Annotated in this window: 19 protein-coding genes; 7 read left to right on the top strand and 12 right to left on the bottom strand. The window is 75.4% G+C overall.

The features are described from left to right. Positions 1–10: 10 nt before the first annotated feature. Both J3473_RS06025 and J3473_RS06020 read right to left on the bottom strand, forming a co-directional pair. Positions 11–874 (bottom strand): LLM class flavin-dependent oxidoreductase, encoded by an 864-nt coding sequence (locus J3473_RS06025; protein WP_242525712.1) that lies wholly within the window; start codon positions 872–874, stop codon positions 11–13. Continuing rightward, positions 871–1,248, bottom strand: coding sequence for a sterol carrier family protein (locus tag J3473_RS06020; protein WP_030526445.1), 378 nt, complete (start codon positions 1,246–1,248; stop codon positions 871–873). The genes J3473_RS06025 and J3473_RS06020 overlap by 4 nt, the downstream gene beginning before the upstream one ends. Before the next feature lie 43 nt (positions 1,249–1,291). Here J3473_RS06020 and J3473_RS06015 point away from each other — a divergent pair, with 43 nt between their 5' ends. Further along, entirely contained in the window at positions 1,292–2,098 is an 807-nt protein-coding gene (locus J3473_RS06015) for a spermidine synthase (protein ID WP_207022332.1), read from the top strand. Between the two features lie 23 nt (positions 2,099–2,121). On the opposite strand, the gene J3473_RS06010 is transcribed toward J3473_RS06015, so the two are convergent. The 6 genes from J3473_RS06010 to purL all read right to left on the bottom strand — a co-directional run bounded on the left by J3473_RS06010 (position 2,122) and on the right by purL (position 11,325). After that, positions 2,122–4,242, bottom strand: a complete 2,121-nt coding sequence (locus J3473_RS06010) for a xanthine dehydrogenase family protein molybdopterin-binding subunit (RefSeq protein ID WP_242525711.1) — start codon at positions 4,240–4,242, stop codon at positions 2,122–2,124. Then, entirely contained in the window at positions 4,239–5,240 is a 1,002-nt protein-coding gene (locus tag J3473_RS06005; RefSeq protein WP_207022331.1) for a xanthine dehydrogenase family protein subunit M, read from the bottom strand. Before J3473_RS06005 ends, J3473_RS06010 begins: the two co-directional genes overlap by 4 nt. Further along, complete coding sequence (locus J3473_RS06000; RefSeq protein WP_030526441.1) at positions 5,237–5,743, bottom strand: 2Fe-2S iron-sulfur cluster-binding protein; 507 nt, start codon at positions 5,741–5,743, stop codon at positions 5,237–5,239. Before J3473_RS06000 ends, J3473_RS06005 begins: the two co-directional genes overlap by 4 nt. A 151-nt stretch (positions 5,744–5,894) precedes the next feature. After that, positions 5,895–7,013, bottom strand: a complete 1,119-nt coding sequence (locus tag J3473_RS05995; RefSeq protein ID WP_207022330.1) for a winged helix DNA-binding domain-containing protein — start codon at positions 7,011–7,013, stop codon at positions 5,895–5,897. Further along, complete coding sequence (locus tag J3473_RS05990; RefSeq protein WP_207022329.1) at positions 7,010–7,402, bottom strand: DivIVA domain-containing protein; 393 nt, start codon at positions 7,400–7,402, stop codon at positions 7,010–7,012. Before J3473_RS05990 ends, J3473_RS05995 begins: the two co-directional genes overlap by 4 nt. A gap of 23 nt (positions 7,403–7,425) precedes the next feature. Continuing rightward, the gene (gene purL / locus J3473_RS05985) at positions 7,426–11,325 is read right to left on the bottom strand and encodes a phosphoribosylformylglycinamidine synthase (protein ID WP_207022328.1); all 3,900 of its coding nucleotides are present in this window, start codon (positions 11,323–11,325) and stop codon (positions 7,426–7,428) included. Between the two features lie 182 nt (positions 11,326–11,507). Between purL and J3473_RS05980 the strand changes: the two genes are divergently transcribed. Next, positions 11,508–12,278 (top strand): NAD-dependent epimerase/dehydratase family protein, encoded by a 771-nt coding sequence (locus J3473_RS05980; protein WP_207022327.1) that lies wholly within the window; start codon positions 11,508–11,510, stop codon positions 12,276–12,278. Here the strand turns inward: J3473_RS05980 and J3473_RS05975 are convergent. After that, on the bottom strand, positions 12,259–13,170 hold the full coding sequence (locus J3473_RS05975) for a phosphoribosylaminoimidazolesuccinocarboxamide synthase (RefSeq protein ID WP_207022326.1): 912 nt from the start codon (positions 13,168–13,170) through the stop codon (positions 12,259–12,261). The genes J3473_RS05980 and J3473_RS05975 overlap by 20 nt on opposite strands. A 193-nt stretch (positions 13,171–13,363) precedes the next feature. Between J3473_RS05975 and J3473_RS05970 the strand changes: the two genes are divergently transcribed. Both J3473_RS05970 and J3473_RS05965 read left to right on the top strand, forming a co-directional pair. After that, the gene (locus tag J3473_RS05970; protein WP_207022325.1) at positions 13,364–13,819 is read left to right on the top strand and encodes a MarR family winged helix-turn-helix transcriptional regulator; all 456 of its coding nucleotides are present in this window, start codon (positions 13,364–13,366) and stop codon (positions 13,817–13,819) included. A gap of 26 nt (positions 13,820–13,845) precedes the next feature. Then, a complete protein-coding gene (locus J3473_RS05965; protein WP_207022324.1) occupies positions 13,846–15,057 on the top strand; it encodes an MFS transporter in 1,212 nt (403 codons plus the stop codon). 81 nt (positions 15,058–15,138) lie between these two features. Here the strand turns inward: J3473_RS05965 and soxR are convergent, their stop codons facing one another. Continuing rightward, the gene (gene soxR / locus J3473_RS05960; RefSeq protein ID WP_207022323.1) at positions 15,139–15,594 is read right to left on the bottom strand and encodes a redox-sensitive transcriptional activator SoxR; all 456 of its coding nucleotides are present in this window, start codon (positions 15,592–15,594) and stop codon (positions 15,139–15,141) included. Between the two features lie 54 nt (positions 15,595–15,648). Between soxR and J3473_RS05955 the strand changes: the two genes are divergently transcribed. Both J3473_RS05955 and J3473_RS05950 read left to right on the top strand, forming a co-directional pair. Further along, positions 15,649–17,088 (top strand): MFS transporter, encoded by a 1,440-nt coding sequence (locus tag J3473_RS05955; RefSeq protein WP_207022322.1) that lies wholly within the window; start codon positions 15,649–15,651, stop codon positions 17,086–17,088. 9 nt (positions 17,089–17,097) lie between these two features. Continuing rightward, on the top strand, positions 17,098–18,018 hold the full coding sequence (locus tag J3473_RS05950) for an LLM class F420-dependent oxidoreductase (RefSeq protein ID WP_207022321.1): 921 nt from the start codon (positions 17,098–17,100) through the stop codon (positions 18,016–18,018). Between the two features lie 30 nt (positions 18,019–18,048). Here J3473_RS05950 and purD read toward each other — a convergent pair whose 3' ends face one another. Further along, positions 18,049–19,335 carry a phosphoribosylamine--glycine ligase gene (gene purD / locus J3473_RS05945; RefSeq protein ID WP_207022320.1) on the bottom strand — a complete coding sequence of 429 codons (1,287 nt, stop codon included), beginning with the start codon at positions 19,333–19,335 and terminating at the stop codon, positions 18,049–18,051. Between the two features lie 138 nt (positions 19,336–19,473). Here purD and J3473_RS05940 point away from each other — a divergent pair, with 138 nt between their 5' ends. Further along, the gene (locus tag J3473_RS05940; RefSeq protein ID WP_207022319.1) at positions 19,474–21,684 is read left to right on the top strand and encodes a UvrD-helicase domain-containing protein; all 2,211 of its coding nucleotides are present in this window, start codon (positions 19,474–19,476) and stop codon (positions 21,682–21,684) included. A gap of 489 nt (positions 21,685–22,173) precedes the next feature. On the opposite strand, the gene J3473_RS05935 is transcribed toward J3473_RS05940, so the two are convergent. Further along, the gene (locus J3473_RS05935) at positions 22,174–23,475 is read right to left on the bottom strand and encodes an adenylosuccinate synthase (protein ID WP_030526428.1); all 1,302 of its coding nucleotides are present in this window, start codon (positions 23,473–23,475) and stop codon (positions 22,174–22,176) included. Positions 23,476–23,590 lie beyond the last annotated feature (115 nt).

The following is a 23,590-nucleotide window of genomic DNA, read 5'->3' as shown; positions in this document are numbered from 1 at the left end:
CCTGCGCGCGTCAGCGCCCGAGCGACCCCGCCACCTCCTCGAGGACGGCGGGGTCGCCCGCGTACGGGCCCTGCGCGCGCGGCCAGTGGCTGACGACGTCGGTGAACCCCAGCTCGGCGGCGCGCCCGGTCATCTCGGCGTGCAGCCCGGCCGACTCCAGCGAGAAGCGCGGCGAGGAGTCGAGGGAGAGGTAGCGGTCCAGCGGCCCGCGCCCGGCGGCCTGCACGGCGTCGTCGAAGCGCGCGACCAGCTCGCGGACGTGGTCGAACCACGCGTCGAGCGTGTCGCCCTTGCCGCCGTAGGTGACCCAGCCGTCGGCGTGGCGCGCGGCGAGCCGGACCGATCGCGGGCCGTTGGCGGCGACGAGGAGCGGCACGCGGTGGCGCACCGGCCCGGGCAGCGTGCGGGCGTCCTGCGTCCGGTACCAGGTGCCGTCGTGGTCGACGTGGTCCTCGCGCAGGAGCCGGTCGAGCAGCGGCACGAACTCGTGGAAGCGGTCGACCCGCTCGCGCAGCGCGAGCTCGGCGCCGAGCAGCCGGGCGTCGAGGTCGCCGCCGGTGCCGACGCCGCAGAGGAAGCGACCGCCGGTCAGGTCGTCGAGCGTGATGACGTCGCGCGCGTACGTGTAGGGGTGGTTCTGGTTGGGGGACGACACGAACGTGCCCAGGCCGATGCGCTCGGTCACGCCGGCCGCCGCCGCGAGGGTCGGCATCGCGCTGAACCACGGGCTGTCCGGCAGACCGCCCCACACGAGGTGGTCGTAGGTCCACGCGTGGTGGAAGCCCATCTCCTCGACGGCCCTCCACCGCGGCCCGCTGACGGCCCACGGCTCGTCGGTGAGGAGGACGACGCCCTGGCGCACCCCGGCGCTCACGCCCGGTCCTCCCGGCCCAGGGGCAGCAGCCCGGAGAGGTCGGCCCGGGTGCCGCTGACCCGCAGCACGCCCTCGGCGAGCGCCTGCGACCACGGGATCTCGCCCTGGACGAGGCGCAGCCAGGTCTCGGCGTCGGTCTCGACGACGTTGGGCGGGGTCCCGCGCGTGTGGCGCGGACCCTCGACGCACTGGATGACCCCGTACGGGGGGACCCGCACCTCGACGCTGTTGCCGGGCGCGCGGGTGGCGAGCTCCTCGAGGGCGTACCGGACGGCGGTGCCGCGCGTGGCGCGGTCGGTGCCGTCGGGGTCGGCGTGCCACCGGCGCAGGGCCGCGCGGCCGAGCTCGGGGTCGGTGCGGCGTCGGGGAGGCATGCCCCCGACGCTACCGAAGCGCACCGACGCATAGCCTTCCCCCGTGGGCGAGGTGCGGGTCGAGGTCGAGGGCGGGGTCGCCGCCGTGCTCCTCGACGGCTTCCCCCAGTCGGCCGTCGACCTCGACGACCCCACCGTCCTGCACTTCGAGTACGTGCAGCACCTCGCGCTCGTCGTCGACGCGCTCGCCCCGGCCGGGACGCTGCGCGTGACGCACGTCGGAGGCGGCGGGCTGACCCTGCCGCGGTGGGTGCACGCGACGCGGCCCGGCTCGCCGCAGATCGTCCTCGAGCCCGACGTCGCGCTGACCGAGCAGGTGCGCCGCGACGTCCCGCTCCCCCGCGGCCACCGGATGCGGGTGCGCCCGGTCGGCGGCGAGGAGGGCGTCGCCGCACTCGCCGACGGCAGCGCCGACGTCGTCGTCCTCGACGCGTTCGTCGACGGCCGGGTCCCCGCGGGCCTGACGACCGTCGAGTGGATGGCCGACGTCCGCCGCGTCCTCGCCCCCGCCGGCCTGCTGCTCGCCAACGTCACCGACGAGCCGGGGATGCGCTACGCGGCGCGGGTCGCCGCCGGCGCGCAGGAGGTGTTCGGGCACACCGCGTTCGTCGGGCTGCACGAGGTCCTCAAGGGGCGGCGCTTCGGCAACGTCGTGCTCGTCGCCTCCCCCGGCCCGCTCGACCTGTACACGCTGCGGCGCGCCGCCGTCTCCGCCGTCCTGCCGACCGGGGTCCTGCCGTGGGCCGACGTCGCCCGCCGGGTCCCGGGCGCGCGGCCGCTGCGCTCCGGGGACGGCACCGCGGTGCCGTCCCCGGAGCCCCCGGACCCGGGTGGGTGGCGGGTGCGCTGACCCCCGGCCTCCCGCGGGCGGGCTCAGGACAGGAAGCGGTCCGGCGTGAGCGGCAGCTCGCGGACCCGCACCCCCGTCGCGTGGTGGGTGGCGTTGGCGACGGCCGCCGCGGTGCCGACGATGCCGATCTCGCCGATGCCGCGCGAGCCCATCGGCGTGAAGGCCTCGTCGGACTCCTCGAGCCACTCGGCGTCGACGTCGAGCACGTCGGCGTGGGCGGCGACGTGGTAGCTCGCGAGGTCCTGGGTCACGACGTGGCCGGTGCGCGGGTCGCGCCAGGACTCCTCGAAGAGCGCGGCGGACAGGCCCATGACGAGGCCGCCGACGAGCTGCGAGCGCGCCGTCACCGGGTTGAGGACCCGGCCGACCGAGTACACGCCGAGCAGCCGCGGCACCCGCACCTCGCCCGTCCAGCGGTTGACCCTCGCCTCGCAGAAGACCGCGCCGAAGGAGTGGTTGGCGGTCTCGGTCTCGGCGGGACTCTTGGCCGCCGAGGCCGTGACCTCGGCGCCCGGGGCCGGGTCGGCGCCGTACTCCTCGCGGAAGCGCTGGGCCGCCGCGACGACGGTGCTGCCCCACGAGCTCGTGCCCGAGGACCCGCCGGCCACCGAGGCCGAGGGCAGCCGGGTGTCGGCGACCTCGAGGTCGACGGCGCCGGGGTCGACGCCGAGCGCGTCGGCGGCGATCTGCGTCAGCACCGTGCGCGCGCCGGTACCGATGTCGACGCAGCCGATGGCCACGCCGTAGCGGCCGCCCCCGAGCGCCGTGACGCGCGCCTCGTTGCCGGGCATCTTCATCGCGGGGTAGGTCGCGGCGGCGACGCCGGTGCCGACCCACCAGTCGCCCTCGCGGCGGGAGCGCGGCTCGCGGGGGCGGTCGGCCCAGCCGAACCGCTCGGCGCCGCGGCGCAGGCAGTCGGGGAGGCGGCGGACGTCGAACGCCTTGCCGGTCTCGGGGTCGAGGTCCGGCTCGTTGCGCAGCCGCAGCTCGACGGGGTCCAGTCCGCAGGCGAGCGCGAGCTCGTCCATCGCGACCTCGCCGGCGAACATCCCCGGCATCTCGCCCGGCGCGCGCATCCACGAGGGGACGGCGACGTCGAGGACGGCCAGCCGGTGGCTCGTGCGCCGGGCCGGGGCGGCGTACATCATCCGGCTCGGGGAGGCCGTCTGCTCGGCGAACTCCTTGACGGCGGAGGTCTGCTCCTGCACCCGGTGCTCGAGGCCGACGAGCCGGCCGTCGGCGTCGGCGCCGAGGCGCACGTGCGAGATCGTGGCGGTCCGGTAGCCGGTGAGGGCGAACATCTGCTGCCGGGTGACGGCCAGGCGCACCGGCCGGGGCCGCACGGCGTGCGCCGCGAGCGCCGCGGCGACGACGTGGGCGTGCGGCTGGCCCTTGCTGCCGAAACCGCCGCCGACGTAGGGGGCCCGGACGCGCACCTGCGTGGCCTCGAGGCCGAGCACCGGTCCGACGGTCTGGGCGACCCCGTGGACGCCCTGCGTGGAGTCGACGAGGTCGAGGACCTCGCCGTCCGTGCCGTCCTGCGCCCAGCGGGCGACGGTGGCGTGCGGCTCCATCGGGTTGTTGTGCTCGTGGGGGGTGCGGTAGGTCTGCTCGACGAGCACCGCGGCGCCCGCGAGCGCGGCGTCGACGTCACCGTCCTCGGTGTCGGTGTCCATCGCCGGGTTGACCGTCTCGGGCCGGTACGTCGCGTTGTCCTCGCGCAGCTCGGCCTCGTGCGGCTCCTCGCGGTAGGAGACCTCGACGAGCGCGGCCCCCTCGCGGGCGGCCTCGGAGGTCTCGGCGAGGACGAGCGCCACGACCTGCCCGCGGAAGTGCACGCGCGGGTCCTGGAGAATGGCCAGCTCGCCGTCGTCGGTGTCGGCCAGGCGCATCGCGCTCGTGTGGTCGAGGACGGCGACGACGCCGGGGTGGGCGAGGGCCGCGGCGGGGTCGAGGCGCTCGACCTCCCCCTTGGCCACGGTCGACTGGACGAGCCAGACGTGCAGGGGGTCGCCGGTGTCGTGGGCGGCGCTCTCGACGGCGTACGTGGCCCGGCCGGTCACCTTCTCGGGCCCGTCGACGCGGTCGAGGCGGGTGCCCATCGAGCGGGGCGTGACGGGGGTGGTGCTGGTCCGGGTGCTCACGAGGGGTCCTTCCCGGCGAGGCGGAGCAGGGTGCGCGTCGTGGCGCCCCGCAGCATCGGCAGCTTGTAGGCGGTCTGGTCGGTGGTGCGCGCGTCGGCGAGCTCGGCGTCGACGGCGGCGCGCACGGCGTCCTCGTCGAGGGCCCGCCCGGTCAGGGCCTCCTCGGCGATGGTGGCGCGCCACGGCTTGTGCGCGACGCCTCCCCACGCGATGCGGACGTCGCGGACGACGTCGCCGTCGAGCTCGAGCGCCGCCGCGACGGAGACGAGCGCGAAGGCGTACGAGGCGCGGTCGCGGACCTTGAGGTAGGTCGAGCAGCGGGCGGCGTCGGTGAACGGCAGCTCGACGCCCGTCACGAGGTCGCCGTGCTCGAGCGTAGTGTCGAGGTCGGGGCGGTCGCCCGGCAGGCGGTGGAGCTCGCGGACGGGGACGCGCCGCTCCCCCTGCGGGCCGCGGACGACGACGACGGCGTCGAGGGCGGCCATCGCGACGGCCATGTCGGAGGGGTGGGTCGCGACGCAGTGCTCGCTCGCGCCGAGGACCGCGTCCTGGCGGCCGTAGCCGCCGACGGCCGAGCAGCCGCTGCCGGGCTCGCGCTTGTTGCACGGCGTCGTCACGTCCTGGAAGTAGACGCAGCGGGTGCGCTGCAGCAGGTTGCCGCCGGTGCTCGCCTGGTGACGCAGCTGCCCGGACGCGCCCGAGAGCAGGGCGCGCGAGAGCACCGGGAAGGCCGAGCGGACGACCGGGTGCGCCGCGAGGTCGCTGTTGCGGACGTTCGCGCCGACGTGGAGGACGCGCCCGTCGGGGCCGTCCTGCTCCTCGACGCCGTCGAGACCGAGCCGGCCGACGTCGACGAGGCGGGCGGGCCGGGCGATGCCGAGCTTGAGGTGGTCGACGAGGTTGGTCCCGCCCCCGAGGTAGCGGGCGTCGGGGTCGCCGGACACGAGGGCGACCGCCTCCTCGACGTCGCTCGCGCGGACGTAGTCGAGCTCTCTCATGCCCCCGCCGCCTCCTTGACCGCGGCGAGGATGCCCGGGTAGGCGCCGCAGCGGCAGAGGTTGCCGCTCATCCGCTCCCGGATCTCGTCGTCGGTCAGCTCGACGTCGGCCTCGAGGTCCTCGGTGACGTGGCTCGGGTGGCCCTGCTTGGCCTCGTCGAGGACCCCGACGGCCGAGCAGACCTGACCGGGCGTGCAGTAGCCGCACTGGTAGCCGTCGTGCTCGAGGAAGGCCTCCTGCACGTGGTGCAGCGCGTCGTCGGCGGCGAGCCCCTCGGCCGTGACGACCTCCGAGCCGTCGAACGCCACCGCGAGCGCCAGGCAGGTGAGGTGGCGTCGGCCGTCGAGGAGCACCGTGCACGAGCCGCACTGCCCGTGGTCGCAGCCCTTCTTCGGCGAGGTGACCGCCAGCCGCTCGCGCAGCGCGTCCAGGAGGGTGGTGCGGGTGTCGACGGTCAGCTGCCGTCGGTGCCCGTCGACGGTGAGCTCGATGGTGGTGTCCATGCGGACCCCGTACCCACTCGCCGCCCTCCTGACCCCCTCGCCCACCCCCGCCGCCTCCACATTTCGGGGTCACCCCGAAATGTCCACGAGACCCCGGTTCGGAACCGGGGTCTCGTGGACGAAGCCCTGTGTCGTGCCCGCGATCGGCGGGTCAGGTCGCGGGGGCGGTGACGGTGAGGACGGGCTCGCGACCCAGCCAGCGGGCCAGCGCCGCCGCCTCGGCCTCGAGCGCGCGCCGCTCGGCCGGGGTCAGCGGCCGGTAGGGCGCCACCTCGACCTCCAGCGCCCCGCCCCGGACGGTGCGCCGCGCGGTGCCCGCGACCTGCGCGTCGACGACGAGCAGCCCGATCGACGGCTCCCGCCCCACCGGGTGCCGCCCCGCGACGTCGACGACGCGCCGGCTGTCCTGGTAGCCCCGGTACCACTCGTCGAGCAGGTGGACGAGGTGCACGCGCGGGGCCCTCGAGCGCGGTGGCGGCTCCTCCCCCGGGGCGTGCCACCAGGTGCGGCCGTCGTGCTCGAAGGACGCGAGGTCCTCGGCGGCCGCGGCGAGGCCGGCACGCACGTCCCCGAGCGGCAGGGTCGCCCAGTACGCGAGGTCGCGCTCGGTCACCGGGCCGTGGCCCACCGCGTAGCGCCGCGCGAGCTCGCCCAGCGCCTCGACGCGGTCGAGCGGGTCGGATGCCGGGAGCCGGTCGGCCAACGGTGCGTAGGTGTGCCGGCCGACCCCGCCGTCCGGGCGGGGCCGGCCGCTGCCGACCCGCAGGCCGAGCTCGAGGTGGGCCAGCAGGACCATGAGCTGCATCCCGGTCAGCTCCTCACCCGCCGCGCGCAGGGCGTCCGCGACCTCGTCCCGCGTGCGGTCCGGGGTCTCGGTCAGCACCTGCTCGACGAGGTCGCCGAGCAGCGCGACCCGCTCCGGCGGCAGGCCGAGGTCGCGCGCCAGCTGGCGGCCGAGCTGGTGGCGCACCCGCGGGCCGGTCAGCTCGAGCAGCCACCGCACGTCGTCGCGGTGGACGAGGTGCCACGTGGGGCGCAGGACGTGCAGCCGGACGAGCCCACCCTCCCCGACCAGCCCGGCCAGCCCGGTGCGCGTCAGGCCGGTCGTGCGCGCGGCCAGCGCCCACGCCGTCTGCTCGGGGTTCTCGGCCTGGACTGCGAGCAGCGAGCGCACCGCCGAGGACGCGTCCGGCGCCGAGGCGCCGTCGAGCAGCAGCGTCCGGAACCGCCACCGGGCGATGGCGAGGTCGTCGACGCCGCGCGGGCTCATCCGCGGGGGTCGCCCCGCAGGACGCGTAGGAGCCGGGCCCCGAGCCCCTCGCGCGGTCCGGTGGCCGCCGGCGGCGTCGTGGACGCGGCAGGCGCGGGCCGCCCGCCGGCGCGCTCCCCCTCGTGCGCGGCGAGCGCCTCGGCGGCGCGCTCGAGCAGCGCGTCGACCTCGCCCATCTCGTAGCCGCGGCGCATCCGGGTGACGGAGAGCCGGGAGGCGCGGACGTCCGCGGCCGTCAGCGGGCGGCGGCGCGGTGGCCCCGCCCCCTCGTGCGCCCGCAGCGCGTCGGCCACGGCGTCGAGGAGGTCGTCGACCTCGCCCTCGTCGTACCCGTCCCGGAACTGGGTCTGGGTGAACGTGCTCCTGCGCACCTCGTCGGACGTCAGCACCGCGGTCCCCCTCCTGTCGTCGGTCAGCCCGCGAAGACGCGGGCGTTGCGGAACATCCTCAGCCACGGGCTCTCGTCGTCGACGTCGCCGCTCGTCCACGACATCTGGACGTTGCGCGACACCCGCTCGGGGTGCGGCATCATCGCGGTGAACCGGCCGTCCGTCGTCGTCACCGCCGTCAGCCCGCCGGGCGACCCGTTCGGGTTGAAGGGGTGCGTCGTCGCGGGCGCGCCGTGGTGGTCGACGAAGCGCGCCACCTGCTGCACCGCGCCGAGGTCGCCGCGGGCCGAGAAGTTCGCGAAGCCCTCGCCGTGCGCGACGGCGATGGGGATGCGGCTGCCCGCCATCCCGGCCATGAGGACCGACGGGCTCTCGAGCACCTCGACCTGCGTCAGCCGCGCCTCGTACTGCTCGGACCGGTTGCGCGTGAACCGCGGCCACGCCTCCGCCCCCGGGACGAGGTCGGCGAGCGCCGCGAACATCTGGCAGCCGTTGCAGATGCCGAGCCCGAAGGTGCCGTCGCGGTGGAAGAAGTCGTGGAACTGCTCGGTCAGCCTCTCGGAGAACAGGACCGAGCGCGCCCAGCCCTCGCCGGCGCCGAGGGTGTCGCCGTAGGAGAAGCCGCCCGCGGCGACGAGTCCCTGGACGTCGGCGAGGTCGAAGCGCCCCGACTGGAGGTCGGTCATGTGCACGTCGTAGGCGTCGAAGCCCGCGGCGTCGAGCATGAAGGCGGTCTCGACGTGGCTGTTGACGCCCTGCTCGCGCAGCACGGCGACCTTGGGGCGGACGCCGGTCGAGAGGTAGGGCAGCGCGACGTCGTCGGTCGGGTCGAAGCTCGGGGCGACGACGAGGCCGGGGTCGTCGTCGCGGCCGACGGCGGCGTGCTCCTCGTCCGCCGCACCGGGGTTGTCGCGCAGCACGGACATCCGCCACGACACCTCGTCCCACGCCTGCGCGAGGTCGCGGACGCGCTCCTCGAGCACCCGCGCGCCGTCGACGGCCACGCGGACCCGGCGCTCGCTGACGGTGCGGCCGACGACGGACGCGAGGTCGGCGAGCCCGTGGGCGCCGAGCACCTCGAGGACCTCGGGGACGGCGCGCTCGGGCACGCCGAGGACGGCGCCGAGCTCCTCGGCGAACAGCGCTGCGACCGAAGCGGTCTCGACATCGAGGCCCATGCCGCCGGCAAAGGCCATCTCGCACACCGCGGCCCACAGGCCGCCGTCCGAGCGGTCGTGGTACGCCGTGACGAGCCCGCGCTCGCGCAGCTCGGTGAGGGCCGCGGCGAGCGACACCAGGCGCCGGGGGTCGTCGAGGTCGGGGACCTCGCGGCCGAAGGCACCCGACACCTGCGCGAGGATCGAGCCGCCGAGGCGGTCGCGGCCGGCGCCGAGGTCGACGAGCACGAGGGCCGACCCGTCGCGCAGCTGCGGGGTCCAGGTGCCCCGGACGTCCTCCAGCGACGCGAAGGCCGTGACGACGAGCGACACCGGCGAGGTGACCTGCTTGGCGTCGCCCATGTGGTCGGTCCAGCGGGTGCGCATCGAGAGCGAGTCCTTGCCGACCGGCACCGAGATGCCCAGTGCCGGGCACAGCTCCATGCCGACGGCGTGGACGGTGTCGTAGAGGGCGGCGTCCTCGCCGGGCTCGCCGCACGCGGCCATCCAGTTGCAGGACAGCTTGACCCGCGAGAGCGCGGCCACCGGGGCGGCGAGCAGGTTGGTCAGCGCCTCGCCGACGGCCATCCGCCCCGAGGCGGGAGCGTCGACGGAGGCCAGCGGCATCCGCTCACCGCTCGCCATCGCCTCGCCGGCGAAGCCGACGTGGTCGGCCAGGGTGACGGCGACGTCGGCCACCGGCACCTGCCACGGGCCGACCATCTGGTCGCGGTGGGTCAGGCCGCCGACGGTGCGGTCGGCGATGGTCACGAGGAAGCGCTTGGACGCGACCGTCGGGTGCCGCAGCACCGCGTAGGCCGAGTCACGCAGGTCGAGCGCGTCGACGTCGAGGTCGTCGCCCTCGCGGTGCACGCGCGCGACGTCACGGGTCATCCGCGGCGGCTTGCCGAGCAGCGTCTCCATCGGCATGTCGATGGCCCGCTCCTCGCCCTCGACGTCGTCGGGACCGTCGGCGAGGACGAGCTGCCCGTCGTCGCGCGCGACGCCGACGACGGCGTGGGGGCAGCGCTCCCGCTCGCAGAGGGCGGCGAAGGCCGGCAGCGACTCCGGGGCGATGGCGACGACGTACCGCTCCTGGGACTCGTTGCACCACACCTCCTTCGGCGCGAGGCCCGACTCCTCGAGGGGCACGGCCGACAGGTCGAAGCGCGCCCCGAGGCCGGCGCCGTCGACGAGCTCGGGGAAGGCGTTCGAGAGCCCACCGGCCCCCACGTCGTGGATCGCGAGGATGGGGTTGCCCTCGGCGCCGAGGCTGCGGCAGTGGTTGACGACCTCCTGCGCGCGCCGCTCGATCTCGGGGTTGCCGCGCTGCACGGAGTCGAAGTCGAGGTCGGCCGCGTTGGCGCCGGCGGCCATCGACGACGCCGCGCCACCACCCATCCCGATGCGCATGCCCGGCCCGCCGAGCTGCACGAGGAGCGTGCCGGCGGGGAAGACGACCTTCTCGGTGAGGTCGGCGTCGATCGTGCCCATGCCGCCGGCGCTCATGATCGGCTTGTGGAAGCCGCGGCGCACGCCGTCGACCGTCTGCTCGTAGACACGGAAGAAGCCGCCAAGCCCCGGCCGGCCGAACTCGTTGTTGAACGCGGCCGCCCCGATCGGGCCCTCGAGCATGATGTCGAGCGGGCTCGCGATGTGCGCCGGCGCGCCGTACTCCGCGCCCTCCCAGGGCTCGTGCGTCCCGGGCAGGTTGAGGTTGGAGACCGCGAACCCGGTGAGCCCGGCCTTGGGGGCCGACCCGCGCCCGGTGGCGCCCTCGTCGCGGATCTCGCCGCCGGCGCCGGTCGCCGCGCCCGGGAACGGGCTGATCGCGGTCGGGTGGTTGTGCGTCTCGACCTTCATGAGGACGTGGACCTCGCCGTCGCGCCCGCGGTAGGCGCTCGGGGCGTCCGGCCGCTCCGGCAGCCACCGCGTGCGCGGGCCGCCCTCCATGACCGAGGCGTTGTCCTTGTAGGCCACGACGGTGCCGGCGCCGGCGACCTCCTCGGTGTGCCGGATCATCCCGAAGAGCGAACGCGGCTGGGCCTCGCCGTCGATGACGAAGTCGGCGTTGAAGATCTTGTGGCGGCAGTGCTCGGAGTTGGCCTGCGCGAACATCATCAGCTCGACGTCGGTCGGGTTGCGCCGCAGCCCGGTGAAGGCCTCGACGAGGTAGTCGACCTCGTCGTCCGACAGCGCGAGCCCGAAGTCACGGTCGGCCTCCTCGAGCGCCTCGCGGCCCCGGCCGAGGACGTCGACGTGGGCGACCGGCTCGGCCTCGCGCTCGTCGAACAGCGCCGCGGCGGCCTCGCGCGTCGGCAGGGCCGACTCCGTCATCCGGTCGTGGAGGACGTCGGCGCAGCGCACCCACTGGTCCTCGGTCAGCGGCTCGTCGGCGAGCAGGTGGTACTCGGTGACGCGCTCTACGCGGCGCACGTCGACCCCGCAGCTGTGCGCGATGTCGGTGGCCTTGGACGCCCACGGCGAGAGCGTCCCGAGGCGCGGGGCGACGACGACGAGGGCGGCGTGCGGCGCGTCGGCCACTCCGCCGAAGGGCTCGCCGTAGGTGAGGAGCCGGGTGACGGTGGCGTGGGTGGCGTCGTCGAGCGGCGCGGCGCTCGCGACCCAGTGGACATGCTGCGCCGAGACCGCCCGGATCTGCGGCGCGACGACCCGCAGCCGGGCAAGCACGCCGGCGGCCCGGAAGGTCGAGAGGGCGGCGCCCCCGGGGACGGTGGTCAGCACGGGGGCGTGCGACGGAACCATGGTGCGGGTCTCCCGAGGGGTGCGGCGCGGGTGGCGTGTGCCGGGGCTCAGGCTACCGGCGCGGGCCGGGGCGCGGCCGCACCGTCCCTCCCCACCCGTCGGCGGGAAGAGCCGGGCGCCGGCCCGGACGGGTGCGTGGCACGCTGGGCGGCGAGGACGCGGGACGAGCCCGAGGAGGGGCGATGCGGGTCGTGGTGCTGGGCGGGACCGGGGAGATGGGGTCGGCGCTGGCCGACCGGCTCGAGGGGCGGGGGCACGAGGTCCTGCGCGCGTCGCGGGCCTCGGGCGTCGACGTCACCGCCTCCGCAGGCCTCGCCGGAACGCTCCGCGGGGCCGCCTGCGTCGTCGACTGCCTCAACCTCACGACGCTCTCGCGGCGCCGCGCGGTCGGGTTCTTCCGCGCCGCCACCACCGCCGTCACGGCCGCCGCGGCCGAGGCCGGGGTCGCGCACGTCGTCGTCGTGTCCATCGTCGGGGTCACCGACCCGTCCGTGGCCCGGTCCTCCGGCTACTACGCGGGCAAGGCGGCCCAGGAGGCCGGGTACGCGGCGGCCCGGGTGCCGGTGACGGTCGTGCGCTCGACGGCCTGGTTCAGCCTCGCCCAGACCTTCCTCGGCCAGCTGCGGGTCGGACGCCTCGCGCTCGTGCCGCGGATGGGGCTGCGGCCGGTGCACCCCGACGCCGTCGCCGACCTCGTCGCCGACGTCGTCGGGGCCGGCCCCACCACGGGCGCCGCGCGTGACGACGGGCCGGCCGTCCGGCAGCTCGCCGGGCCCGACGAGACCGACGCGGCGACGATGGCCCGGGCGGTCGCGGCACGCGACGGCGGTCGGGTGCGCGTGGTCGGGCTGCCGGTGCCCGTCGCCGGTCTGCGCACGGGGCTGCTACCGGGGCCGGACGTGCCGCGCGACGGGCGCCGGTTCGCGGACTGGGTCAGAACGACCGGCCGGTGAGGCGCTCGTAGGCCTCGACGTACTTGGCGCGGGTGCGCTCCAGCACGTCGTCCGGAAGCGGCGGCGGGGCCTCGCCGGACGCCTTCTCCCAGCCGCTCGCCGGCGAGAGGAGCCACTCGCGGACGAACTCCTTGTCGAAGCTCGGCTGGGGGCGGCCCGGCTCCCACTGGTCGGCCGGCCAGAAGCGCGAGGAGTCGGGGGTGAGCACCTCGTCGGCGAGGACCAGCTCGCCGTCCTCGACCCCGAACTCGACCTTGGTGTCGGCGACGATGATGCCGCGCTCCTGCGCCAGCTCGTTGCCGCGGGCGAGGATGCGGGTGGTGAGGTCGCGCGCCTTCGCGGCGAGCGCCGGGCCGACGAGGGCCTCGACCTCGGCGTAGGACATCGGCTCGTCGTGCTGCCCGCTCGGGGCCTTGGTCGACGGCGTGAAGAGCGGTTCCGGGAAGCGCGAGCCGTCGGTCAGGCCCTCGGGCAGGCGCAGGCCGCTGACCGTCCCGTCGGTGCGGTACTCGCGCAGCCCGCCGCCGGTCAGGTAGGCGCGGGCGACGCACTCGACGGGGAGCATCCCGAGGCGGCGCACCAGGACCGCGCGGCCCTCGACGGCGGCCGGGACATCCGTGGAGACGAGGTGGTTGGGGACGAGGTCGGCCAGCTGCTCGAACCACCACAGCGACATCCGGGTGAGGACCTCGCCCTTGTCCGGCACCGGGGTCTCGAGGACGAAGTCGAAGGCCGAGATGCGGTCCGAGGCGACGAGGAGCAGGAGGTCCTCGCGCGGGGCGCCGGTGTCGTCGAGCGGCGCGTAGAGGTCGCGCACCTTGCCCGAGTAGACGTGGGCGTACCCGTCGAGGACGGGGGCGGCGTCGGGCGTGGGCGTCGAGGCGTCGGCCATGGGCCCATCCTTCCAGCCCCACGCCCAGGCCGCGTCGCCCCTCCACCGCCCTCACCCCACGCGTCACGCGCGTATCGGGTGACCCGATACGCGCGCGCCTCACCCGACAACCGTTCCCGGGTGAGGCGCAGCGTTCCCGAGGAAAGCGACCTCGCGGCTTGATTTGAATAGGTTACCTATGTAAAGTGGACGGGTGCACACGGACGACCTCGCCATCGAGCTGCTCCGCTCGGCCGCCGGGCTCTCCCGGTGGGCCAGCCGGCACGCCGACCTCGAGATCCCGTGGGCCCAGGCCCGCGTGCTGTCCCTCCTCGAGGAGCTCGGCCCGGCGCGGATCACCGCGCTCGCCGAGGCCGACGCCACGAGCCAGCCGACGATGACCACCCAGGTCCAGCGCCTGGAGGCCACCGGATGGGCCCACCGCACCCCCGACCCGGCCGACGGCCGGGCCACCCTCGTGTCCCTCACCGCCGCGGGTCACGAGGCCCTGGCCACCGCCCGGCGCGCCCGCGCCGCGGCCCTGCGCCCGGTCCTCAAGCAGCTGGACGCCGACCCCGAGCGGCTCCGCACGGCGACCGCCGTCCTCACCGAGCTGCTCGAGGCGACCCGCACCACCCCCGCCCGCGAGCCCGGCCGCGCCGGCTCCTGACCCCCGACCGAGAGGAACCCCTGCCCATGTGGCGCCAACCGAAGACCGTCTGGAGCGTGGCGTTCGCCTGCGTCGTCGCCTTCATGGGGATCGGCCTCGTCGACCCCATCCTCAAGCCGATCGCCGACGACCTGGGGGCCACCCCGTCCCAGGTCTCCCTGCTCTTCACGAGCTACATGGCCGTCATGGGCCTCGCGATGCTCATCACCGGCTTCCTCTCGAGCCGCATCGGCGCCAAGCGCACCCTGCTCATCGGCCTCGCGATCATCATCGTCGGCGCCGGCCTGGCCGGGATGCAGGACAGCGTCAACGGCATCGTCGGCTTCCGCGCCGTCTGGGGGCTCGGCAACGCCCTGTTCATCGCCACCGCGCTCGCGACGATCGTCAACGCCGCCCGCGGCTCGGTCGCGCAGGCGATCATCCTCTACGAGGCCGCGCTCGGCCTCGGCATCGCCGCCGGCCCGCTCGTCGGTGGTGCGCTGGGTGGGATCTCTTGGCGCGGACCGTTCTTCGGCGTCAGCGCGTTGATGCTCATCGCCCTCGTCGCCACGTGGGTCACCCTCCCCGCGGCGAACGAGAAGCCGCACCCGACGCCGCTCAGCGCCCCCCTGCGCGCCCTCGGCCACCGCGGGCTGCTCACCGTCGGCCTCACCGCGCTGCTCTACAACTTCGGCTTCTTCACCCTCCTGGCCTTCACGCCGTTCCCGCTCGACATGTCGGCGCACGGCACCGGCCTGGTGTTCTTCGGCTGGGGCCTGCTCCTGGCGCTGACCTCCGTCGTCGTCGCCCCGTGGGTCCAGCGCCACGTCGGCACCTTCGCCGGCATCGTCGGCGCCCTGCTCGGCTTCGCGGTCATCCTCGCCGTGATGGCCGTGTTCACCGAGAACAAGACCGTGCTCGTCGTCATGGTCGTCCTCGCCGGCGGCTTCCTCGGCGTCAACAACACCCTCATCACCGAGACGGTCATGAAGGTCTCGCCCGTCGAGCGCAGCGTCGCCTCCGCGGCCTACAGCTTCGTCCGGTTCGCCGGCGGCGCGGTGGCCCCGTGGCTGGCCGGCACGCTCGGCGAGCGCTCGGTGCACATTCCGTTCTGGGTCGGTGCCGGCGCGGTCGTCCTCGCCGTCGCGGTGCTCTCGACGGGCCACTCCTTCGTGCGCAGCGTCGACGCCGAGCCCGGCCACGGCGCCGAGCGCATCGACTCCGAGGAGGAGGCGCAGGCCGTGACGATGGGGGCCTGACCACCCCCTCCGTCCACCGACGAGGACGTGCCACGTGGCCTGCGGGCCGCACGGCACGTCCTCGTCGTTCGTGGGGGGACGTCAGTGGCCGCGGGCGGCGGCCGGCCAGCGGCGGGCCCCCGGCCCCTCGGTCGCCAGCTCGTCGTCGTGGTTGTAGACGGGGCAGGACCGCAGCGAGAGGCAGCCGCAGCCGATGCACGACGACAGCCCGTCGCGCACCCGCTCCATCGCCTCGATGCGCGCCGTCAGCTCGTCGTGCCAGCGCCGCGAGAGGCGCTCCCAGTCACGCTTGGTCGGCGCCCGGTCCGCGGGGAGGGCGGCGAGCGCCTCGCCGATCTCGGTCAGCCCCAGCCCGAACCGTTGCCCGGCGCGCACGACGGCGATGCGCCGCAGCACGTGGCGCTCGAAGCGCCGCCGGTTGGCGGTGTCGCGCACCGAGGTCAGCAGGCCCCTCTCCTCGTAGAAGCGCACCGTCGCGACGCTGACGCCGGAGCGCTCCGCCACCTCGCCGATGGCCAGCAGGTCGTGTCCGTCCACGGGTGCAGGGTAGCGACTTGACCTCAAGTGCGCTTGAGGTGTGAGGCTCCTCTGGTGACCACGACCGACGCCCACCCCGCCACCACCCCGCCCCCCGGCTCCTCCCCGCCCGAGCGGCTCCTCGACCGCCGGTACCTGCCGGTCGTCGTCGGCGTCGTGGCGCTCGTGACCCTCGCGGCCTTCGAGAACCGTGCCGTGCAGACGGTCCTCCCGGTCGTCGTCCGCGACCTCGACGGCTGGGCGCTCTTCGGCGCCTCGACCGGCGCCTCGCTCGTGACCTTCACCGTCGGGATGGCCCTCTCCGGCGGCTGGACCGACCGCTTCGGCCCCCGGCCGGTGCTCCTCGCCGGCATCGGCGTCTTCGGGGTCGCGCAGGTCGTCTCGGCGCTCGCTCCGATGATGGTCGTCTTCGTCGGTGGCCGCGCTCTGTCGGGGCTCGCCGAGGCGCTCATCGACACCACGCTCATGGTGCTCGTCGCGCAGGCGCTGCCGGAGTCGTTGCGCGCCAAGGTGTTCGCGTCGTTCGCCGCGGCCTGGATCCTGCCGTCGCTCCTCGGGCCGGGGTTCGCCGGCGGGGTCGAGTCGCTGGCCGGCTGGCGCTGGGTGTTCGCCGGTCCGCTGCTCGTCGTCCCCTTCGCCCTCTGGCTGCTGCGTCCGGCACTGCGCGGCGACCGCCCCGCACCGGCGCCGGACGTCGACGAGGGCGCGGGCGCCCGGCTCGCGGCGTCCTTCGCCCTCGCGGCCGGGCTGGCCGTCACGACCTTCGCGGCTCCGCTGCTCGAGTCCCCGAGCACGCGGGCGGCCGGGCTGGCGACCGTGCTCGCCGGCGGTCTCGTGGTCGTCCTCTCGGCCGCCCGGGCCCTCCCCCGCGGCACCGCCCGGCTGCGCGCCGGCGTGCCGGCGGTCGTCGGGCTGCGGATGCTCACCTCCGCCGCGTTCACCGGTGTCGGCTCGGTCATCCCGCTCATGCTCGTGACGACCCACGACGTCAGCGCCGCCGTCGCCGGCGTCTCGCTGTCGGTGACGGGCGTGCTGTGGGCGGCCGGGTCGTGGCTCAACAGCACGGCGTGGGTGCAGGCCCGTACGAGCGCCGCGGCGCGCATCCGGGCCGGCGGACTGCTCATCGCCGTCGGGTCGGTGGGGCCGGTGCTGCTGGCGCTCGACGTCGTCGGGGTCGCGGCCGGGATGGTCGGCTGGGCCGCGGCCGCCACCGGCATGGGCATCCTCTCGCCGGTGCTGTCGACCGAGCTGCTGGCCCTCGCGCCCGAGGCCGAGCGCGGGCGGGCGAGCGCCGCCCAGGGCCTCGGCGTCTCGACCGGCGTCGCCCTGCAGACCGCGCTCGTCGGCGGGGTCGTCGCGTGGTTCGGGCCGGGCATGGACGGCCCCCGGTTCGCCGGGCTGATGGTCGTCGGCGCGCTCGTCGCGCTCCTCGTCGCCGCCGGGGCCGGCCGGGTGCGCGGAACCCGTCGGGACGGGGCGCCCGCACCTGCGTAGCGTGGGCCCATGGACCTGCGCATCTTCACCGAGCCCCAGCAGGGCGCCACGTACGACGACCTCCTCGCGGTGGCCCGCGCGGCCGAGGACCTCGGGTACGACGCCTTCTTCCGGTCCGACCACTACCTGCACATGTCCGGCGACGGCCGCCCCGGCCCGACCGACGCCTGGACGACGCTCGCCGGCCTCGCCCGCGACACCTCGCGCATCCGGCTCGGGACACTGGTCACCTCGGCGACCTTCCGGCTCCCCGGCCCGCTGGCCGTCACGGTCGCCGGGGTCGACCAGATGAGCGGCGGCCGGGTCGAGCTCGGGCTCGGCGCCGGCTGGTTCGAGGCCGAGCACCGCGCCTTCGGCATCCCCTTCCCGCCGCTCAAGGAGCGCTTCGACCGGCTCGAGGAGCAGCTGGCCGTCATCACGGGGATGTGGTCGGCGCCGGAGGGCTCGGCGTACGACCACGACGGCTCGAACTACCCGGTGAGCGGGCACCCGGCGCTCGTGCGCACGACGCAGCCCGGCGGCGTGCCGATCGTCGTCGGCGGCGCCGGCAAGAGGCGGACGCCGTCGCTGGCCGCCCGGTACGCCGCCGAGTTCAACGTCCCGTTCTCGTCGGTCGACGACACCGCGCGGCTGTTCGAGCGCGTCGACACCGTCTGCGACGAGCACGGCCGCGACCCGCTGAGCCTCGTCCACAGCGCGGCCCAGGTCCTCTGCGTCGGCAAGGACGAGGCGACCCTGCGCCGCCGCGCCGAGGCCATCGGTCGAGACGTCGCCGAGCTGCGGGCCAACGGCGTGGCCGGCACCCCCGAGGAGGTCCGCGAGCGCGCCGGCCGGCTCGCCGAGGCCGGCGCGAGCCGCCTCTACCTCCAGGTCCTCGACCTGCGCGACCTCGACCACCTCGCGGACGCGCACGCGGCGCTCACGGCCTGAGTCGGTCCCAGGACGCGGCGCCGGGACGGATCAGGCGGGGACGGTGACCTCGCCGCGCTGCGCCTTCTCGGCGATGTCGTGGCGGTGCTGCGCGCCGTCGAGCCGCACGGTGTCGACGGCGGCGTAGACCCGCTCGCGGGCCTGCGCGAGGTCCGCTCCCCGGGCGACGACCGAGAGGACGCGCCCGCCGGCGGAGACGAGGACGCCGTCGGCGTCGCGCGCGGTGCCGGCGTGCAGGACGTAGGCGTCGGGGTCGCCGGGCACGGCGTCGAGGCCGTCCAGCGGGTCGCCGGTGCGCGGCGTGCCCGGGTAGCCGTCGGCCGCGACGACGACCGTGACGGCGTGCTCGTCCGACCAGCGCAGCGGCTCGGCCTGCGCGAGGCGGCCCTCGGCGGCGGCCAGCAGCACCTGGGCCAGCGGCGTGCGCAGGCGGTCGAGGACGACCTGCGTCTCGGGGTCGCCGAAACGGACGTTGAACTCGATGACGCGCGGCCCGCGGCGGGTCAGCGCGAGGCCGACGTACAGGACGCCGACGAACGGGGCGCCGCGGCGGGCCATCTCGTCGACGACCGGCTGCGCGATGCGGGCGACGACGTCGTCGACGAGGCCGTCCGGCGCCCAGTCGAGCGGGCTGTAGGCGCCCATCCCGCCGGTGTTCGGACCCGTGTCGCCGTCGCCGATGCGCTTGAAGTCCTGCGCGGGCGTCAGCGGGACGACGCTCTCGCCGTCGCAGAGGCAGAAGAGGGAGACCTCGGGGCCGTCGAGGAACTCCTCGACGACGACGCGGCCGTCGTCCTTGGCCAGGCAGGCGAGCCCGTGCGCGAGCGCCTCGGCCCGGTCGTCGGTGACGACCACACCCTTGCCGGCCGCGAGGCCGTCGTCCTTGACGACGTGCGGGGCGCCGAGGGCGTCGAGGGCGTCGGCGAGCTCGGCCTCGGTCGTGCAGACGTGGGCCATCGCCGTCGGGACGTCGGCGGCCGACATCACCTCCTTGGCGTACGCCTTGCTGCCCTCGAGGCGCGCGGCGGCCGCCGAGGGCCCGAAGCACGGGATGCCGGCGGCGCGGACCGCGTCGGCGACGCCGGCGACGAGGGGCGCCTCGGGACCGACGACGACGAGGCCGACCGCGTGGCGCCGGGCGACCTCGAGGATGCCGTCGACGTCCGTGACCCCGCCCGGCAGCGGTTCGCAGAGGGCCACCGCCTCGATGCCGGGGTTGCCCGGCGCGGCCACGACCGCGTCGAGCGTGGGGTCGAGCGACAGCGCGCGGACGATGGCGTGCTCGCGGGCACCGGAGCCGATGACGAGGACCTTCACGGGCAGCCAGCCTAGGGGCCGCGGGGTGCGCCGCGCACGGGCGACCGGCGCCCGGGCGGCGTGGGGCGTCCGCGCTGGTGACGCGGCTAGACTGGTGAGTTCCGTGCCCAGCCGATCCTGCGAGGAGACCGCGGCTCCGTGACCACGCACCACCCGGGCCAGCCCGAGGCCTCCCCCGACGTCGAGCGCGAGATCGCGACCGAGCAGGCGCACGTCGACCGCGTCTACGCCGAGCTCGAGAAGGCCAGCGGGCGCGCCCGCGACGTCGAGGCCGACGGGATGGCCCGCGGGCGCACCGACCGGACCGGTGACGTGCGCGACGAGGAGCTGACCGGGCTGTTCGAGCGCGACGCCCTCGTCTTCGCGGCCGCGCGCCGCCGGGCGACGATCGACACGCAGTACGAGGGCCTCGTCTTCGGCCGGCTCGACCTCGGCACCGAGGACTCGACCGCCGCCGAGCGCGAGGTCCGGCACATCGGTCGCCTCGGTGTGCGCGACGACGACTACGAGCCCCTCGTCGTCGACTGGCGCGCCCCGGCCGCCGCGGCGTTCTACCGGGCGACACCGGTCGACCCGATGGGGGTCGTGCGCCGGCGGGTGCTGCGCTGCCGCGGCGCCCAGGTCGTCGGGGTCGAGGACGACCTCATGGTCCCCGAGGCGCCGGACGACATCGTCGTCGTCGGCGACGGCGCGCTGATGGCCGCCCTGACCCGCAGCCGCGGCCGGCAGATGCGCGACATCGTCGCGACCATCCAGCGCCACCAGGACGAGGCCATCCGCGCCCCCTCCCGCGGCGTCACCGAGATCACCGGCGGCCCCGGCACGGGCAAGACCGTCGTCGCGCTGCACCGGGCGGCCTATCTGCTCTACGCCGAGCGGCGGCGCTTCGAGCACGGCGGGATCCTCGTCATCGGGCCGTCGTCCGCGTACACGGCGTACATCGAGCGGGTGCTGCCCTCCCTCGGCGAGGAGTCGGTGGCGCTGCGCGCGCTCGGCGACGTCGTCGACGGGGTGACGGCCGTGCGGCTGGACTCCCCCGAGGTCGCGGCGGTCAAGGGGTCGCTGCGCATCCGGCGGGTGCTGGGTCGGCTGGCCTCGCGGGCGCCGGTCGGGGCGCCGACCACGTTCCGCGCGTTCGCCGCCGGGCACGCCGTCCGGCTCGACGAGGAGGCCCTGCGCCGGGTGCGTTCGGAGGTGCTGCGCACCCACCAGCACAACCTCGGAGCCGCCGCCGCGCGGGCCGCGCTGGCCGAGGCCGCGTGGCGCACGGTGCGCCAGGGCGAGCGCTCGGACTTCCTCGGCGCCTTCGAGGACTCGCGCGCCGTCGACGAGTTCGTCGCCGCGTGGTGGCGCCCGCTCGACCCGCGCGAGGTGCTGCTGACGCTCACCGACACCGAGCACGCCTACCGGGTCGGGCGCGGGGTGCTGTCACAGGGCGACGCGGCCGCGCTCGCGGCGTCGTACCGCGAGGCCGTCGCGACCGGCGAGTGGTCGGTGGCCGACGTGCCGCTCGTCGACGACCTGCTCGCGCGGCTCGGGGCGGTGCCCGAGGTGACGCGCGAGGAGCAGGGGTTCTACGACATCGAGGAGCTCGACGACCTGCAGTCGTACGGCGTGCAGGACGTGCGCATCGGGCTCGGGCGGGCGCCGCGCACCGACACCCGGGCGGTACTCGCACCGGGTGACGCGCGGGCGCGGCTGATGGCCGGCCGCATCGAGCGGGCCGCGGCGTACGCGCACGTGCTCGTCGACGAAGCGCAGGACCTCTCGCCGATGCAGTGGCGGATGGTGGCGCGGCGGGGCCGTACGGCGTCGTGGACGGTGGTCGGTGACGCGGCGCAGGCGTCGTGGCCGGACCTCGCCGAGGCCGGTCGGGCGCGCGAGGAGGCCTTCGCCGGGCTCGAGCGCCGGATGTTCCACATGGACACCAACTACCGCAACGCCCGCGAGATCTTCGACCACGCGCGCGACGTCATCCTGCCGCTCGTCCCGGACGCCGACATCCCCGACGCCGTGCGCGAGACCGGGGTGCGCCCGGTTGACCGTGTGGTGACCGAGGGTCTGGTGGACGAGGCGCGCGGGGCGGTGGAGACGCTGCTCGGCGAGGTCGACGGGTCGATCGCCGTCATCACGCCGCAGCGGTGGGCGCAGCGGGCGGCGGTGCTCGACGGGGCCGGTGAGGGGCGGGTGCAGGTCATCGACCCGCTGTCGACCAAGGGCCTGGAGTGGGACGCGACCGTCGTCCTCGACCCCGACGCGATCACCGAGGAGTCGCCGGGCGGGGTGCGCGTGCTCTACGTCGTCCTGACCCGGGCGGCCCACCGGATGCACGTCCTGCGCCCCGCCTGAGGTTCGAGGCCGGGCCTGGCGGGGCGGGGCGGCATGGTGTGCTCACCCAGCCTCCATGCGCTGCGGAAGGTTTACCTCCCACTCGGCAAGGTTTCCCTTCCACGCCGCAACCACTCCTTCCACCGCGCAAGGGAAACCTTCCGGGGCGCAAGAAATCCGCGCCGCGCCGCCCTGCCCTCGCCCTGCCGACCCGCCACAGCACCCCGGCAGGACGATGGGACCACGGCACGGCGAGATCAGGTCGGCCCGGTGGCGCGCTCCAGCCAGGTGCTTGCTCGTGGAAGGGAAACCTTGCCGGGTGGAAGGGAAACCTTCCTCGGCGCATGGAGGTCGGGAGAGCACACCATGGCTCAGGCCCGCCCCTCCCCTCACCCGGCCCGCCGCTCCCCTCATCCCGGCCCGCCGCGCACCTCACCCCGGGCCACCGACGACGACGCCCCTCGGCCGCGCTCGGCAGGAGGGGGCGTCGTCGGGCAGACCCGGTGGCGCTCAGTCCAGGAGGGCGTGCCGCTGGATGATCTCGTGCCGACCGGGGCCGACGCCGATCGCCGACACCCGCGCCCCGATGAGCTCCTCGACGCGCAGCACGTAGCGCTGCGCCGCCTCCGGCAGCTCCTCGAAGGTCCGGCACCCCGAGATGTCCTCCCACCAGCCGTCGAGCATCTCGTACACCGGCTTCGCGTGGTGGAAGTCGCTCTGCGACACCGGCATCTCGTCGTGCCGCACACCGTCGACCTCGTAGGCCACGCACACCGGCACCTGCTCGAACCCGGTGAGCACGTCGAGCTTGGTGATGACGAAGTCGGTCACCCCGTTGACGCGGGTCGCGTAGCGGCCGATGACGGTGTCGACCCACCCGCAGCGCCGCGGCCGGCCGGTCGTCGTGCCGTACTCGGCGCCGGTCTTGCGCAGCGTCTCGCCGTCGTCGTCGAACAGCTCCGTCGGGAAGGGACCCTCGCCGACCCGCGTCGTGTACGCCTTGAGGATGGCGATGACGCGCGACACCCGCGTCGGCGGGATGCCGGAGCCGGTGCACGCGCCACCGGCGGTCGCCGACGACGAGGTGACGAACGGGTAGGTGCCGTGGTCGACGTCGAGCAGCGTCGCCTGACCGGCCTCGAGCAGCACGTTCGCGCCCGCGTCGAGCGCCTTCTCGAGGACGAGCGTGGTGTCGGCGACCATCGGCCGCAGCCGCTCGGCGTACCCGAGCAGCTCCTCGACGACGAGGTCGACGTCGACGGCGCGGGTGTTGTAGATCTTCACGAGCACCTGGTTCTTGAACCCCAGGGCGGCCTCGACCTTCTGACGCAGGATGCCCTCGTCGAACAGGTCCTGGACGCGGATGCCGATGCGGTTCATCTTGTCGGCGTACGTCGGGCCGATGCCGCGCCCGGTCGTGCCGATCTTCCGCTTGCCGAGGAAACGCTCGGTGACCTTGTCGAGCGTCCGGTTGTACGGCGCGATGACGTGGGCGTTGGACGACACGACGAGCTTGGAGGTGTCGACCCCGCGCGCCTCGAGCCCGTCGAGCTCCTGGAAGAGCACCTCGAGGTCGATGACGACGCCGTTGCCGATGACCGGGGTCACCGTCGGCGTGAGGATGCCCGACGGCAGGAGGTGCAGCGCGTACTTCTCGCGCGTCCCGTCCTCGCCCGCGATGACCACCGTGTGGCCCGCGTTGTTGCCCCCGTTGAACTTCACGACGTAGTCGACGTCGGTGCCCATGAGGTCGGTCGCCTTGCCCTTGCCCTCGTCGCCCCACTGGGCTCCGACCAGCACGATCGCCGGCATCCCGGCTCCTTCCGACACGTGGTGCGTCCGGGACGGCCGTGCCCCGGCGCGGAGAAGGCCCCTCGCGGATCGCGCCGGGGCCTCGTCCACCCCACCCTACCGCGACGCGGTGGCC

This window comes from Phycicoccus sp. DTK01 (genome assembly GCF_017312765.1).
In the GTDB taxonomy this organism is placed as follows: Bacteria; Actinomycetota; Actinomycetes; order Actinomycetales; family Dermatophilaceae; genus Phycicoccus; species Phycicoccus jejuensis.
This window is presented reverse-complemented; position numbering and strand designations above follow the sequence as displayed.

Bases quoted from the DNA above. Each gene is read 5' to 3' on its own strand.
- J3473_RS06020 (WP_030526445.1), bottom strand. From the start codon at position 1,248: ATGCCTCCCCGACGCCGCACCGACCCCGAGCTCGGCCGCGCGGCCCTG.
- J3473_RS05975 (WP_207022326.1), bottom strand. From the start codon at position 13,170: ATGGCCGACGCCTCGACGCCCACGCCCGACGCCGCCCCCGTCCTCGAC.
- J3473_RS06000 (WP_030526441.1), bottom strand. From the start codon at position 5,743: ATGGACACCACCATCGAGCTCACCGTCGACGGGCACCGACGGCAGCTG.
- J3473_RS05980 (WP_207022327.1), top strand. From the start codon at position 11,508: ATGCGGGTCGTGGTGCTGGGCGGGACCGGGGAGATGGGGTCGGCGCTG.
- J3473_RS05995 (WP_207022330.1), bottom strand. From the start codon at position 7,013: ATGAGCCCGCGCGGCGTCGACGACCTCGCCATCGCCCGGTGGCGGTTC.
- J3473_RS05965 (WP_207022324.1), top strand. From the start codon at position 13,846: ATGTGGCGCCAACCGAAGACCGTCTGGAGCGTGGCGTTCGCCTGCGTC.
- J3473_RS05950 (WP_207022321.1), top strand. From the start codon at position 17,098: ATGGACCTGCGCATCTTCACCGAGCCCCAGCAGGGCGCCACGTACGAC.
- J3473_RS06005 (WP_207022331.1), bottom strand. From the start codon at position 5,240: ATGAGAGAGCTCGACTACGTCCGCGCGAGCGACGTCGAGGAGGCGGTC.
- J3473_RS05935 (WP_030526428.1), bottom strand. From the start codon at position 23,475: ATGCCGGCGATCGTGCTGGTCGGAGCCCAGTGGGGCGACGAGGGCAAG.
- purL (WP_207022328.1), bottom strand. From the start codon at position 11,325: ATGGTTCCGTCGCACGCCCCCGTGCTGACCACCGTCCCCGGGGGCGCC.